This window comes from Microbacterium kyungheense, assembly GCF_006783905.1.
Lineage (GTDB): Bacteria > Actinomycetota > Actinomycetes > Actinomycetales > Microbacteriaceae > Microbacterium > Microbacterium kyungheense.
Genome location: NZ_VFPE01000005.1, coordinates 203783 through 217555, shown reverse-complemented (window position 1 = coordinate 217555; position 13773 = coordinate 203783). Strand labels below are relative to the sequence as shown.

The window sequence follows — 13773 nt, the reverse complement described above, 5'->3', positions numbered from 1 at the left end:
GCGTGGAGACCTGCCCTTTCGCGATTTGCGGTCGCGGCTACTTCTTGACGGTGATCGTGATGGCCTTCGACGAGGTCGTTCCCGCGGCGTTGGCGAACTCGGCGACGTACGTGTACGTGCCGGGTGCGCGTCCGACGACGGCCGTCGCGGCGTGCTGCGCGTTCGGGGATGCCGCGACGAGCGCCTGCTCGTCGATCAGCGTCCCGTTCTCGTACAGCCGGTACGACGTCGCGTTGGTGCCCCACCACAGGTTGGCGGTGACGGTGTAGTTGCCGTCCTTGTCGTGGTTGTCGTGCGACAGGACCGGGACGCCGGGTGCGGCATCCTTCACCTTCACCGTGACCGAGGAGGTCGCGGTCGTGCCGGCCGCGTTGATCAGCTCACCCGTGTACACATAGGTGCCGTTGGGCTTGCCGGTCACATCGACCGTCGCCAGCTGCGCCTTCGGCGAGTTCGCGTCCAGCAGCCGGGTGGCGATGAGGGTGCCGTTCTCGTAGAGCTTGTAGACGGCGCCGTTGACCCCCGACCACAGGTTCATCGACACGGTGTACCGGCCGTCGCTCAGCCCGTTCTCCCATCCGGAATCGGAGGAGAGGATGCCGCGTCCCGGCGCCTTCGTGGCGCCCTCGTCGTCGAACACGAGCAGCTGCACCGAGGCCTGTGTCACCAGGCCGTCGTGGTTCACGGCGTTGACCGTGAGCGTGTGCACGCCGACCTTGCCGGCCAGCGCGATCGCGGCACCGGGCGCGACGGGCTCGCCGTCGAACGCGATGTCGAGGTTGCGCACCCCCGACTCCGGATCGTCCGCCGTCACGCCGACCGTGAACGTGCCGGTGCTCGGCAGCAGCGTGCCGTCGGCAGGGACGCCCGAGAGCGTCGGGGCCGAGGCATCCACCGCTCCGCCCGGGTCGCCGGTCACGGCGATCCGCGGGGCCGCCGGCTGCGTGAACCCGTCGCCGAGGAAGAAGCTCGTCTGCGGGGGCTGGTTGTAGCCGGTGTTCTGCCAGGCGACCGAGAGCCGGTAGACCGAGTCGTGCATGAGCGTGCGCAGCCGGATCGCGGTCTCGTCGGTGGTGGAGTAGATCCGCAGCTCGGTCGAGTCCGCCGACCGCCACGCGATCTCTTCGCGCCAGTCGCCGAACAGGTCCGCCTGCAGGTTGGGAGTGCCCTTGGTGCCGTTGTTCGAGCGGGCCCCGTCGGCCTTCAGGATCACATCGGTGGTCTCGGTCTCCCAGTTCCACTTGCCGACCGTCGGCACGCCCTCGGACGTGTCGGCGTTCCAGTCGTGGTCGACGATCTCGCGGAGCGGATCGCCGTCGAACCACGCCAGGAAGTTCGCCGCCGGGATCTCGGTCGAGATCAGCTCACCCGTGGACGACATCAGTTGGCCGACGGGGGAGTTCCACGCGGCGTCTCCGCCGACGGCCCATCCCTCGGCGCCTTCGTGCCGCGGGTCGATGTCACCCGACGCGGCGCGCCCGGTGTCGACCGTCGCCGGGATCGACCACAGGATCTTCCCCGTGCGGGCGTCGCGCATCGTGGCGCCGCGGTTGCCCGAGGCATGCATCTCTTCGTGCGCGGCGAAGACCTCCAGGCCGGGATTCGAGGGCACGAGGTCCGACACGTGCAGCGCGTCGCCGTGGCCGAGCCCCGTCGAGTACAGCAGCGAGCCGTCGTCGTCGACCGTGGCCGAGCCGTAGACGATCTCGTCCTTGGCGTCGCCGTCCACGTCGGCCACCGACAGGTTGTGGTTGCCCATCCCGTAGAAGCCCTCGTTGCCGTCGTCGTTCGAGTCGAGCACCCAGCGCTGGTGCAGCGCCTGACCGTCGAAGTCGTACGCGGCCATCACCGCGCGGGTGTAGTACCCGCGGCTGAAGATCGCGCTCGGGTGCTCGCCGTCGAGGTAGGCGGTGGCCGCCAGGAACCGGTCGACCCGGTTTCCGTACGTGTCGCCCCAGGCTCCGACGTCGCCGCGCGGCGGCACGTAGTCGATCGTGTCGATCGCGGCACCGGTGAGGCCGTCGAACACCGTCAGGTACTCCGGACCGCTCAGGATGTAACCCGAGCTGTTGCGGTAGTCCGCGCTCGCGTTGCCGATGGGCTGACCGACGCCGTCGATCGTGCCGTCCGCGGTCTTCATCATGACCTCGGCGCGGCCGTCGCCGTCGTAGTCGTACACCTGGAACTGCGTGTAGTGCGCGCCGGCCCGGATGTTCACGCCCAGGTCGATGCGCCACAGCCGCGTGCCGTCGAGGCGGTAGGCGTCCAGCAGCACGTTGCCGTTGTATCCGGCCTGGGAGTTGTCGTGCGAGCGGGCGTCCCACTTCACGATCAGCTCGTACTGCCCGTCGCCGTCCACGTCGCCGACGCTCGTGTCGTTGGCCGAGTACGTGTACGGCTGGCCGTCCTTCGTGTACCCGTCGGCCGGCTTGTCGAGCGGCACCGACAGGTAGTCGCCGTCCTGCACGCCGAACGCGTCGGTCTCCGTCGTCTCGACGCCGTCCAGCACCTTGGTCATGAAGTAGGTCGAGTCGGCCGTGCCGGTCTCGTCGAGGTAGTTCGTCGAGTCCGTGATCGGCGCCGTCGTGAGGCGCGTGCCGTCGCGGTACACGTGGAACGCGACGCTGTCGGGGTCGGTGCCCAGCATCCGCCACGACACCAGCGTGCCGGCATCCGTCGACACCGCCGCCGGGGCCCGGTCGAGGTACTCGGCCTGTCGCTGCAGCACGGTCACCGCGTCGGTCTTGAGCTGCGCGGATGCCGCACCGGCGCCGCCCGCGTTGACCGCGACAACCGTGTAGAAGTACGGGATCGTCGTCAGCACCGTGGAATCGGTGTAGTGGTTCGCATCGGACAGGCCGATCAGCTCGCCGCGCTCACCCTCCACCTCCGAACGGAACACCAGGTAGTACAGCGCGTTCAGCGGCTGCGCCCACGACAGGTCGAGCGAGCGCTTGTCGATGCTGTCGACCGCGAGGCCCGTGGGAGCGGCCGGCGGAGTGACCGAGGCATCCACGAACGACACATCGACGGTCTTCGACGGCACCGACTCGAGCTTCGTCTGGTCGACGGCGGTCACGTGGTACGCGTAGTCGAGCCCGACGCGCGCCGAGGTGTCGACGAACGAGGGCTGGTCGACGGATGCCACGAGCACCGGCTTCGCGTCGAACGGCGACTGGCGGTAGACGTTCCACGTCAGGCCGCTCTCGCCGGTCCACGCCAGCGACACGCTCGGCGCTGCCGGGTCGGCGTTGACGTCGGTGACCTCCAGGCCCACCGGGCCGAGGAGGATCGGCGTGATCTCGAGGCCGTTCAGGCGGCTTCCTGCCGCGGCGCCGTACGCCTCGATGTCGAGCCGGCCGTCGGTGACCAGGAACGGGCCGCGCAGGGTCTCGTTGACCGAGCCCTTGCCGGCGTTGCCCGACCCCGCCTCTTTGCCCTCGATGCGGAACGACGTCTTGGTCGTGCCGATCCAGTCGCCCGAATAGGTCTTCACCGAATAGGTCCCGTTCGGCACGTCCAGTGCGAACGTCGAGCTGTCGCCCGGGAGCACGAAGTCGCGGACCAGGTCGTTCGAGCCGTCGGCGACGCCGCGGTCGCGCCCGGCGTTCGCGGCGAGGGTGTTGGTGAACCCGTAACCGCGCTCGTCGGTGTACGCCAGGTCGGGAGTGACCTCGGTGTAGCCGGCCATCAGCGGATTGCCCGCCAGCTGGAAGTCGTACTTGTACAGCGCCTGCTTGGTCGTGAACGTGACGACCGCGCTCGGGGCGGACTCGCCGCGGCCGTTGACCGCGACCACCCGGTACCGGTACCCGGTGCCTTCGGCCAGCCCCTGCACGATCGAGCTCGTCTGGGTGACCATGCCGACGAGGGCCCACGTGGGCTCGGGGTCGGCGACGGCCTGACGGTAGATCTTGTAGATGTCGGCCGTGGGCGAGGCGTCCCACTGCAGCGTCGCCCCGCCGTTGCTGATGGCACCGGCGACCACGTTCTGCGGGGCGACGGGCACGTCCGCGGGCGGCTCGACATCGGTCACCTTCGCGGCGATCGGGTCGTCGAGCGCTGCGACGTCCTGAGCGACGAGCCGTGCCATCTGGATGGCGCCGTACTCCTGGAAGTGCGTGTCGTCGGCGATGCCCGCGGGCCGCTGCGGGAAGACGCCCGGGTCGGCGTAGAGGAACACGGCCTTCGCCGCCTCGGGGCCGATCTGGTCGAGGTACGCCCGGCTGGATGCCGACAGGTCGACGAGCAGCACGCCCTCTTCGGCCGCGAGCTCCTTCATCTTGTCGACGTACTCGGGGAAGCTCACGTTGAACAGCCCGGTGTCGGCGTTGAAGCTGCGTCGTGAGACGGGGGTCACGAGGATCGGGGTCGCACCGCGCTGGCGGGCGCCCTCGACGTACACCCGCAGGTACTCCTTGTAATCGGCCGGGCTCGCGTAGCGGTCGTCCACGCCCTGCGTGGCGTCGTTGTGCCCGAACTGCACCATGAGGTAGTCGCCGGGGCGCACCGCGCGCAGGATGTCGTCCAACCGGCCTTGGCTGATGAAGTTCTTCGACGAGCGGCCGCCGATCGCCTGGTTCGAGAACGCGACGTCCGACGCGAAGAAGCGGTCGATCATCTGGCCCCAGCCCGCCTGCGGCGCGTAGGCGATCGGGTCGTAGGTCTGCACCGTCGAGTCGCCCGCGATGTACGCGGTCGGGATGGCGCCCGCGACGCGTGCAGGCAGGCGCGTGATCGTCAGCGCGTTGACCACCGGCACATCGCCGCCGAAGACCAGCGTCAGGGTGCCGTCGACGAGCGCGATCGTGAACGTCATGTCGAGGTACGAACCCGCGGCCTGCGGGTTCTCGAGCACCTTGGCGATGCTCTCGGCGGTGATCGTGGTGGTCGTCGCCGCGTCGGCGTCGCCTGACACCAGCCGCACCGAGTAGTCGCCGGCGCCGAGGTCGACCTCGAACGTCGCGCCGGCCGTCGCGACGAAATCGCTGCGCAGCGCGTCGTCGCCGGCACGGTCGACGTCAGGCGTCGGCGAGACGGGCGCCGTCGAGAAGCCGTAGCCCCACTCCGGGCTGTACGCGGTCGTGCTGGTGACCGAGAGCGCGCCGTCGGCGACCTGGCCGGGGCCGAAGTCGAAGGTGACGACGTCGCCCGCGGGCAGTGGCGCGGGAGCGGTGTAGACGTCCGACGTGGCCGCGGCCGACGCGGGCGACGAGCCCGCCTGGTTGCGCGCTGTCACGCGGTAGGTCCACTGCTGCGCCGTGTCGACGGCATCCGTGTAGCCGGGGGTCGCGACGGCAGCGATCTGGGTGAACGTGCCGTCGGCGCCCGCGCGCTCGACGACGTACTCGTCGCCGTTCGCGACGGCGGACCACGACAGCACCACGGCGTCCTTCGTCACCTGTGCGACGGTGAGGTCGGCCGGCGCGACGGGAGCGACGAGGGCGGGGATCGTGCCCGAGCGCACGTCGGCGGACTGCGGCGAGACACGGTCGTACGCATCGACGGACGCGACGGCGTAGGCGTACGAGGCGCCCTCGGCCACCGAGGAATCGGTGTAGGCGGCACCCGTCACGTCGGCGAGGGGGGCGAACGCGCCGGTCGTGCCGTCGCTGACGTCGGCGCGCAGCACGCGGTACGTCGCTGCGCCGTCGACCGCCGACCAGGCGAGGTCGACGCCGTTCCAGGCGACGCGAGTCGCAGCGAGGCCGCTGGGCGTCGCGGGCAGCGCGGGCGCGATGACCAGGCCGTTGACGTAGGCGCCGAGACCCGAGCCCGCGAAGCCGATCGTGAGCTGGCCGTCCGTCACCACGGCGGTGTACGTCGCGGTCGCGTTGACGCCCTTGCCCGAGGTGAGCCGGGTCTGCGCGACGCCTTCTAGGGTCACGGTGGCGTTGGTTCCGGATGCCGAGCTCAGCCCGTCACCGATGGTCACGGTGACCGCGTAGGAGCCCTCGGGCACGCCGTCGAGCTGGAAGCCCCAGTTCGTGCCGGCGACGAAGTCGTCCTCCATGGCGCCGGCGGGGGAGCCGTCGGTGCTGCGGTCGCGGTCGAAGAGGGTCGCGCCGTCGGGCAGGGTGATGCCCCAGCCCGTCTCTGGCGTGTAGCGGCTGCTCGTGAGCACCTGCTGGTGCCCCTCGGCGACGGCGCTCGTCGCGGTGCCGAAGTCGAAGCGCCAGGCTCCGTCGTCGGCGGGCGCGAGCAGCGCCGCGGCGGGGGTCGCGGTGATGAGCGCGGCGACGACGGCGGTGGCGCCGGCGATCGCGGTGAGTCGCAGTCCGCGCGCGGCGCGGGGTGCGGGGACGTGTGGTGCGGGTCGCGGCGCCCTGTCGGCGCGTGCAGACACGTGGGGCACGGTTCCTCCTGTTGTCAGCATCGGCAAAGGATGACGGCATCCCCCAGCGGCATCGCGGCGGAACATCGTCGTGAACCGGGCACGTACGGACTCGGGCCCTGTCCGGTCTTGCAGGATTTGTTGCGGACGCAGCGGAAAGCGTATTCCGACCACGTTCGTCGGCAGTCTGGCACGGGGGTGCGCCGCGGGGCAAGCGATTCGTGAAACGTTTTTGCGATTGCGACCCGACAACTTGTGCGCGGTCGGCATCGTGCCCTATGGTCCTCGGCGAACGCTTTCCCAATCTCCCGTCGCCGGTGCGCATACGGACCGCGCCGGCGACGGGTTCCACGCGCCCGCGCCCCGCACGCCGGTCCGTGCGCCCGGATCACGAAGGGCCACGATTCCGCGGCGGGACCGTGTCCTTTCGCGGATCCTCTTTAGGCTGGGCGCCATGGCCCAGAGCATCGACGCTCCCGACGACCCCGCCGCAGCCTCGCGCGGCATCTCGCGGCGGACCCAGTCCGACATCTACCGCGCCGGCATCAGCGGGACCCGGCCGCGCGTGCCCGTCGACGCCGATGCGCTCGAAGCGGCTGCGCGCAAGGCGCTGAGCGCCGAGGCCTTCGCGTACATCGCCGGGGGAGCGGGCGCCGAGCGCACGGTCGCCGCCAACCGCGCCGCATTCGCCCGGTGGCAGGTCTGGCCGCGGCCGCTGCGGGACGTGTCGAGCCGCGACCTGTCCATCGACTTCCTCGGTGTGCGGCGTCCGACGCCGCTGGTGCTCGCTCCCCTCGGCGTCATAGAGATGGCGCACGCCGACGCCGACCTCGCGGTGGCGCGGGCGGCGGCATCCCTCGGGGTCCCGTACACGCTCTCGAACCAGGCCTCCGTCCCCATGGAGGAGGTGAGGGATGCCGCGCCCGCCGGCTCCCGGATGTTCCAGCTCTACTGGTCGTCGTCGGACGAGCTCAACGCGTCGCTGCTGCGCAGGGCCGAAGCATCCGGATGCGAAGCCGTCGTCGTGACCCTCGACACGCACCTGCTGGGCTGGCGCACGCGAGACCTCGACCTCGCCTACCTGCCGTTCACCCGCGCGATGGGCATCGCACAGTACTCGAGCGACCCCGTCTTCCAGCAGCTCGTGCGCGAGCGGGTGCGCGCATCGGCGGCGTCGGCGGCCGAAGCCGTCGACGCCGCGCCTCCGGTCAGGCTCACGCCGAAGGCCGTGGCCGCAGGCGTCCGCATCGCCCGCAAGGGCGCCGCGCTGACCGGGTCGCCGAGCGTGCGTGAGAACCTGCGCTCGCCGCTGCCGCGGGCGGCCGTCGAGACGTTCCTCGACGTGTTCTCGACACCCGCGCTGACCTGGGACGACCTCGCCAAGGCGCGGCAGTGGACGTCGCTGCCCCTCATCCTGAAGGGCATCGTGCACCCGGACGACGCCATCCGCGCGCTGGATGCCGGCGCCGACGGCATCTGGATCTCGAACCACGGCGGGCGGCAGATCGACCAGTCCGTGCCGACCCTGGACGTGCTGCCCACCATCGCCGAACGGATCGCCGGCCGCGTCCCGATCGTCTTCGACTCCGGCGTCCGCCAAGGCTCCGATGCGGTCATCGCGCTGGCGCTCGGCGCGACCGCCGTGGCGCTCGGCCGGCCGTACGCGTACGGTCTCGGCGTCGCCGGCGAGGCCGGGGTGGCGGAGGTGGTGCGCAACGTGCTGGCCGAGCTCGACATCACGCTCGGGCTCGCGGGCCTCACCTCGATCGCCGAGCTCGACCGTCACGCACTGCGGGAGGCGTGAGGTCCGTCGTTCCCCCTAGTCTGGGGCGGTGACCACTCCTCCTCCCCAGCAGCCGTATGCCGCGCCGCAGCCGCAGCCGATGAGTCCCGCCGACGAGAAGCTGTGGGCGACGCTCGTCCACGTCGGCGGCATCTTCTTCGGGCCGCTCCCCGCGCTGATCGGCTACCTCGTCCTCAAGGACCGCGGGCCCTTCGTGCGGGCCCACACCGCCACGGCGCTGAACTTCCAGCTGACGCTGCTCATCGCCTACATCGTCGGCAGCATCCTCAGCATCGTCGTGATCGGCATCCTGGTGCTGATCGCTGCGTACGTGCTCAACATCGTGTTCAGCATCATCGCCGCCGTGAAGGCCAACCGCGGCGAGTGGTACAAGTACCCGCTGACGATCCCGTTCCTCAGCTGACGCACCTCATCGGGGGTGCCCGTCCTCGGTGAACCCGAAGACGGGCACCGCACCCGGCGGCTCCGACGCGGGCAGCGGCTCGTGCGCGACCGGGTCATCGGGCCAGCCCGGGATCAGGATGGCTGTCAGCTCGTCGGGGTCGCCGTCGTAGCAGTCCGTCGCGGCGTACACCGCGACCGAATCGGCGGATGCCGCGCCGTCGCGGATCTCGATCGTCAGGCTGCCGATGTGTAGAGCGTCGTTGCGCGCCTGCACCCGGGTCGTGCCGTCGTCCGAGGTGGCGACCGGCTGCGTCGTCCAGCCGCGGTCGGCGAGCCACCGGACCGCGTGCGCGCCGAACGTGGGCCCGTCCGCGTGGGCGTCGCCGTCGAGGGTCCAGCCCTCCGGCGTCGTGCGGCTCAGCGAGAACCCATAGCCCGCACCGCAGTCGACGGGCAGGTCGCCGTATTCCTGCACCTGCCAGTCGCCGTCGTACAGATGCACCTGCACGCCTGCGAGCGTCTGTTTGAACAGCAGATTCTGGCCGCGGGCCTCGGCATAGAGCTGTTCGGCGTCCGCCTGCGTGCCCGCGCACCCCGCGACAGCGGCGACCGCGGCGAGCGCCGCGGCCGCGATGACCCCGGTGCCGGAGTGCCCGGCGCCGCCCGCGGCGGTGGTCATCGGCTCCTCCGATCGACCGATTCAGAGTATGCCGCGCCGTGCTCCAGCTGAAGGGGGCCGCGCAAGACGGCACGGCGGGTGCGCCCTGAGAGGGAAATGCCCGGGTGCCGGCGGTGAACCGTCGTCTGTGCGGGCGGCGACCGGACCCTTAGGCTTCTGCCATGCCCGCACGAGCTCGGCGTTCGTCCGCCGACAGCCCCCTCGCCCGGATCCGACTGCGCACGCTCACCGGTGCGGCGATCCTGATCGCGCCCGTCATCGCGCTCACCGGATGCTTCGCACCGACTCCTGACGACGGCGACTTCGGTGACGGGGACTTCGCCGACGACGGCTGCACGAGCGTCGTCGTGGCGACCTCGTCCGAGAAGGTCAACATGCTCGACGCGCTGGCCGACGCCTTCAAGGAGTCGCCGCAGCATGAGCAGCTCGACGAATGCGCGACCGTCCGACCCGTCAACGTCTCCTCGGGCGATGCCACGCGGTTCCTCACCGCGGGCGGCGACTGGCCCGACGACGACACTCGCCGCTGGCCGACCATGTGGTCGCCCGCGTCGACGGTGTGGACGGATCGGGTCGCGGCCGCGGCATCCTCCTCCCTCGTCGGCGAGCCGGAGTCGTTCACGCACACCCCCGTCGTGTTCGGGGTGCCCGAGACGATGGCCAAGGCGCTGGGGTACCCGGGAACGGCGATCGGGATCGGCGACTTCGAGCGGCTGTGCCAGGACCCGCACGGCTGGGCGAGCGTCGGCAAGCCGCTGTGGGGCTCGTTCAAGATCTCGAAGACGAACCCCAACACGTCGACGACGGGCCTCTCGGCGATCCTCATGCAGTCGTACGAGGCGTCGGGCAAGGCCGCCGACCTGAGCGCCGCCGACGTCGCGGCGGCCGCCGAGTTCTCGCGCGTGTTCGAGGAGTGCGTGATCCACTACGGCGACACCACGGGCAAGGTGCTGGCACGTCTGTACGACGAGACGCAGAACGGCGCCGGCGGCTCGGGCTATGTCTCGGCGGTCGCTCTGGAAGAGACGTCTCTGCTCAACTACAACCAGGGCAACCCGGACTCGCACACGGTGCAGCCGGGCGAGACGCTCACCCCGCCGAAAGAGAAGCTCGTCGCCGTGTATCCGTCGGGCGGGTCGATGTGGTCCGACAACCCGATCACGGTGCTCGGCGCCGACTGGGTGACGCCGGCGCAGGCCGAGGCGGGTGCGGCGTTCGCCGCCTTCCTGCTGACGGACGCCGCGCAGCGGATCCTGCCCGAGTACGGGTTCCGGCCGCTGGACGCCTCGGTGCCGCTCGGCGATCTGTTCACGGCGGAGTACGGCGTCGACCCGGCGGGACCGGCCGTCACGCTGCCGAAGCCCGCTGTCGACGTGGTCTCGGCGGCGATCGACCAGTGGACGCAGATCCGCAAGCCGTCGTCGGTGCTCGAAGTGATCGACATCTCCGGCTCCATGGACGATCCGATCGGCGACGGCCGTTCCAAGCTCGACGGGGCGATCGCGGGCGCGCAGGCGACCCTGGGCCACTTCCGCTCCACCGACGAGGTCGGGGTGTGGGCCTTCACGACCGGGGTCGAGTCGGCTGCGGGCGAGAACCTCGTGGTGCTCCGCGACGTCGAACCGCTCGCCTCGGACCGCGAGTCCGTCGAGTCGTCCCTCGACGACCTCAAGTTCGCGACCCGCGAGGGCACCCCGCTCTACGACGCGGTCGCCGCGGCGTACGACGAGATGCTCGCGCGGGCCGAGCCCGGCCGCATCAACGCCATCGTCGTCCTGTCGGACGGTCAGGACACCGACTCCTCGATCTCGCTGGACTCGCTGATCGCCAAGATCGGCAAGTCCGCGCGCGAGGGCGGCGACGACGCCCCGGTGCGCATCTTCCCGATCGCGTACGGCGAGGGTGCTGACACCGGCGCGCTGCAGCGCATCGCCGAGGCCACCGGCGGTCAGTGGTTCGACGCGTCGGATGCGGCGAAGATCGACCTCGTGTTCGCGTCCGTCATCAACAACTTCTAGGGCATCGCATGATCATCGCGACGGAGGCGCAGGGCTACGTGGACGATGCCGTCGACGGCATCGCCGAGGACGGCGTGTACGTGTCGTCCGAGGTGCCCGGTGCCGCCGGACTGCACGACCAGCTCGTCGCGCAGATCGGCGACGAGTCGATCGGCGTCGCGGTGTTCTCGGACAACGCCGCGTTCGAGGCATCCGGTCCCGACATCGTCTCGCAGCTCGCCGCGGCGCACCCCGACTGCCAGACGATCATCGTGGCCGTCGGCGACGACCTTTCGGCCGGCTCCCGCGTGCTCGACCAGGGTGAGGCGATGCGCATCGCGAACCAGGCCGAGACGGCGGCCGGTGACGTCGACGCCGCGCTGACCGAGACGATCCAGGGTGTCATCGCCGCGTCGCCCGCGCCGTCCGCGGAGGCGTCGGACGCCGGGCCCTTCATCGGGATCGCGCTCGGCGTCGTCGCGCTCGTGGCCGCCGGCGGCGTGGTCTTCGGCATCGCGCGGGCACGCCGACGACGGGGGCGGGCCGCCCCGGGCAAGCATCCGCTGCCCGAGCCCGTGCGCACGCACGTCCACACCCTGCAGGGCTTGACCGCGGACTACGCGCGGGCGGGCGCCGCCGGGGTCCCCCAGGCCGCGGGCGTCGCCGAGCAGATCGACGTCATCGCGCGGAACACCGCCGAGCTGTTCGAGCGCCTGGACCGCAAGGGCGAAGAGGGCCAGCGCGCGACAGCCGCCGTCGAGTACGGCGAGACCCTGCGCAAACTGACGGGGGCGCTCGACCGCGACTACCTGCTCGACATCCTGACGCACCCCGACCTGTGGGACGATCCCGCCGATCGGGTGCAGGAGGTGCGCGCCGCCGTCTCGTCGTTCTCGACCGAGCTCGTCGAGAACATCAAGCAGGTCAACGCGCGGCGTGGACTGCACTTCCAGGTGTCGCTGGACGGTCTGATGGGCAGGCGCAAAGAGCTGCAGGAGTGGGACCGCGCGTTCGAGCGGGCCGACGGCGACGCGGGCCCCGCGCCGCTCGGCGACTAGAATCGACGGATGCCGGAATCCCCGGCGTCCGCACGCTCGTGAATCCCCCTCCCGACCATTGGAGCCACCGTGGCCGAGCAGTCTCGCCTCGACAAAGTCATCGCCCTCGCCCGTCACCGCGGGTTCGTGTTCCAAGCGGGTGAGATCTACGGCGGATCCCGGTCGGCATGGGACTACGGCCCCCTCGGCACCGAGCTCAAAGAGAACATCCGCCGCCAGTGGTGGCAGACGTTCGTGCGCGGTCGCGGTGACATGGTCGGCCTCGACTCGTCCATCATCCTGCCCAAGCGGGTGTGGGAGGCCTCCGGCCACGTCGCGACGTTCACCGACCCGCTGGTCGAGTGCCTGCACTGCCACAAGCGCTTCCGCGCCGACAACCTCATCGAGGACTTCGAGGCGCGCAAGGGCCGCAAGGCCGAGAACGGCCTGGCCGACGTGCCGTGCCCGAACTGCGGCACCAAGGGCCAGTACACCGAGCCCAAGGCGTTCTCGGGCCTCGTGAAGACCTACCTCGGCGTCGTCGACGACGAGAGCGGCCTGTACTTCCTGCGCCCCGAGACCGCGCAGGGCATCTTCGTGAACTTCTCGAACGTCCTCACCGCGAGCCGCAAGAAGCCGCCGTTCGGCATCGGCCAGGTCGGCAAGGCGTTCCGCAACGAGATCACGCCCGGCAACTTCATCTTCCGCACGCGCGAGTTCGAGCAGATGGAGATCGAGTACTTCGTGCCTCCGGCCGAGGCGCAGGAATGGTTCGACCACTGGGTCGAGGAGTGCTGGAACTGGTTCGTCGACCTCGGCATCGACCCCGACAACATGCGCCGCTTCGACGTGCCCGAGGACGACCGCGCGCACTACTCGGACGGCACGATCGACGTCGAGTACCGCTTCGGGTTCCCGGGCAAGGAGTGGGGCGAGCTCATGGGCGTCGCCAACCGCACCGACTACGACCTCAGCAGCCACACCGAGGCCTCGGGTGCGAAGCTGCAGTACTTCGACCAGGCGTCGGGCTCGACCTACACGCCGTACGTCATCGAGCCGTCGTTCGGCCTCACCCGCAGCATGATGGCGTTCCTCGTCGACGCGTACCACGAGGAGGAGGCGCCGAACGCGAAGGGCGGCACCGACACCCGCACGGTGCTGAAGCTGGACCCGCGCCTCGCGCCGGTCAAGGCCGCCGTGCTGCCCCTGAGCCGCAACGAGCAGCTGTCACCCATCGCCCGCGAAGTGGCCGAGAGCCTCCGCGGCGACTGGAACATCGACTTCGACGACGCCGGTGCGATCGGCCGCCGCTACCGCCGTCAGGACGAGATCGGCACCCCGTTCTGCATCACGGTGGACTTCGATTCGCTGGACGACCGCGCCGTCACCGTCCGCGACCGCGACACGATGGGCCAGGAGCGCGTGCCGCTCGAGGGCCTGCACGCCTACCTCTCGGAGCGCCTGCGCGGCGCCTGACGCCTGAGACGATGGATGCCGCCACCCGGCCGGGTGGCGGCATCCGTCGTCTCTGGGCATGG

The 13773-nt window shown here is 70.6% G+C and carries 7 protein-coding genes; 5 read left to right on the top strand and 2 right to left on the bottom strand.

What is annotated here, in order from left to right; genetic code table 11:
• Positions 1-37: 37 nt before the first annotated feature.
• Positions 38-6346 carry a rhamnogalacturonan lyase family protein gene (locus tag FB391_RS20120; RefSeq protein WP_141895966.1) on the bottom strand — a complete coding sequence of 2103 codons (6309 nt, stop codon included), beginning with the start codon at positions 6344-6346 and terminating at the stop codon, positions 38-40.
• Positions 6347-6788: 442 nt separating this feature from the next.
• Between FB391_RS20120 and FB391_RS15830 the strand changes: the two genes are divergently transcribed.
• Both FB391_RS15830 and FB391_RS15825 read left to right on the top strand, forming a co-directional pair.
• Positions 6789-8138 carry an alpha-hydroxy-acid oxidizing protein gene (locus FB391_RS15830; protein ID WP_141895964.1) on the top strand — a complete coding sequence of 450 codons (1350 nt, stop codon included), beginning with the start codon at positions 6789-6791 and terminating at the stop codon, positions 8136-8138.
• A 79-nt stretch (positions 8139-8217) separates the two neighbouring features.
• Positions 8218-8541: a DUF4870 domain-containing protein gene (locus FB391_RS15825; RefSeq protein ID WP_185843136.1), complete on the top strand. Its 324-nt coding sequence runs from the start codon at positions 8218-8220 to the stop codon at positions 8539-8541.
• Positions 8542-8547: 6 nt separating this feature from the next.
• Here FB391_RS15825 and FB391_RS15820 read toward each other — a convergent pair whose 3' ends face one another.
• A complete protein-coding gene (locus tag FB391_RS15820; protein WP_141895961.1) occupies positions 8548-9201 on the bottom strand; it encodes a hypothetical protein in 654 nt (217 codons plus the stop codon).
• Positions 9202-9362: 161 nt separating this feature from the next.
• On the opposite strand from FB391_RS15820, the gene FB391_RS15815 reads away from it, so the two are divergent.
• From FB391_RS15815 to FB391_RS15805, 3 genes are all read left to right on the top strand, one after another.
• Positions 9363-11219 carry a vWA domain-containing protein gene (locus tag FB391_RS15815; RefSeq protein ID WP_246093564.1) on the top strand — a complete coding sequence of 619 codons (1857 nt, stop codon included), beginning with the start codon at positions 9363-9365 and terminating at the stop codon, positions 11217-11219.
• 8 nt (positions 11220-11227) lie between these two features.
• Entirely contained in the window at positions 11228-12256 is a 1029-nt protein-coding gene (locus FB391_RS15810) for a hypothetical protein (protein ID WP_141895959.1), read from the top strand.
• A 69-nt stretch (positions 12257-12325) separates the two neighbouring features.
• Entirely contained in the window at positions 12326-13711 is a 1386-nt protein-coding gene (locus FB391_RS15805) for a glycine--tRNA ligase (RefSeq protein WP_141895957.1), read from the top strand.
• Positions 13712-13773: the final 62 nt, after the last annotated feature.

Coding starts and splice junctions, on each gene's coding strand:
- FB391_RS15830 (WP_141895964.1), top strand. CDS start 6,789: ATGGCCCAGAGCATCGACGCTCCCGACGACCCCGCCGCAGCCTCGCGC.
- FB391_RS15825 (WP_185843136.1), top strand. CDS start 8,218: ATGAGTCCCGCCGACGAGAAGCTGTGGGCGACGCTCGTCCACGTCGGC.
- FB391_RS15820 (WP_141895961.1), bottom strand. CDS start 9,201: ATGACCACCGCCGCGGGCGGCGCCGGGCACTCCGGCACCGGGGTCATC.
- FB391_RS15815 (WP_246093564.1), top strand. CDS start 9,363: ATGCCCGCACGAGCTCGGCGTTCGTCCGCCGACAGCCCCCTCGCCCGG.
- FB391_RS15810 (WP_141895959.1), top strand. CDS start 11,228: ATGATCATCGCGACGGAGGCGCAGGGCTACGTGGACGATGCCGTCGAC.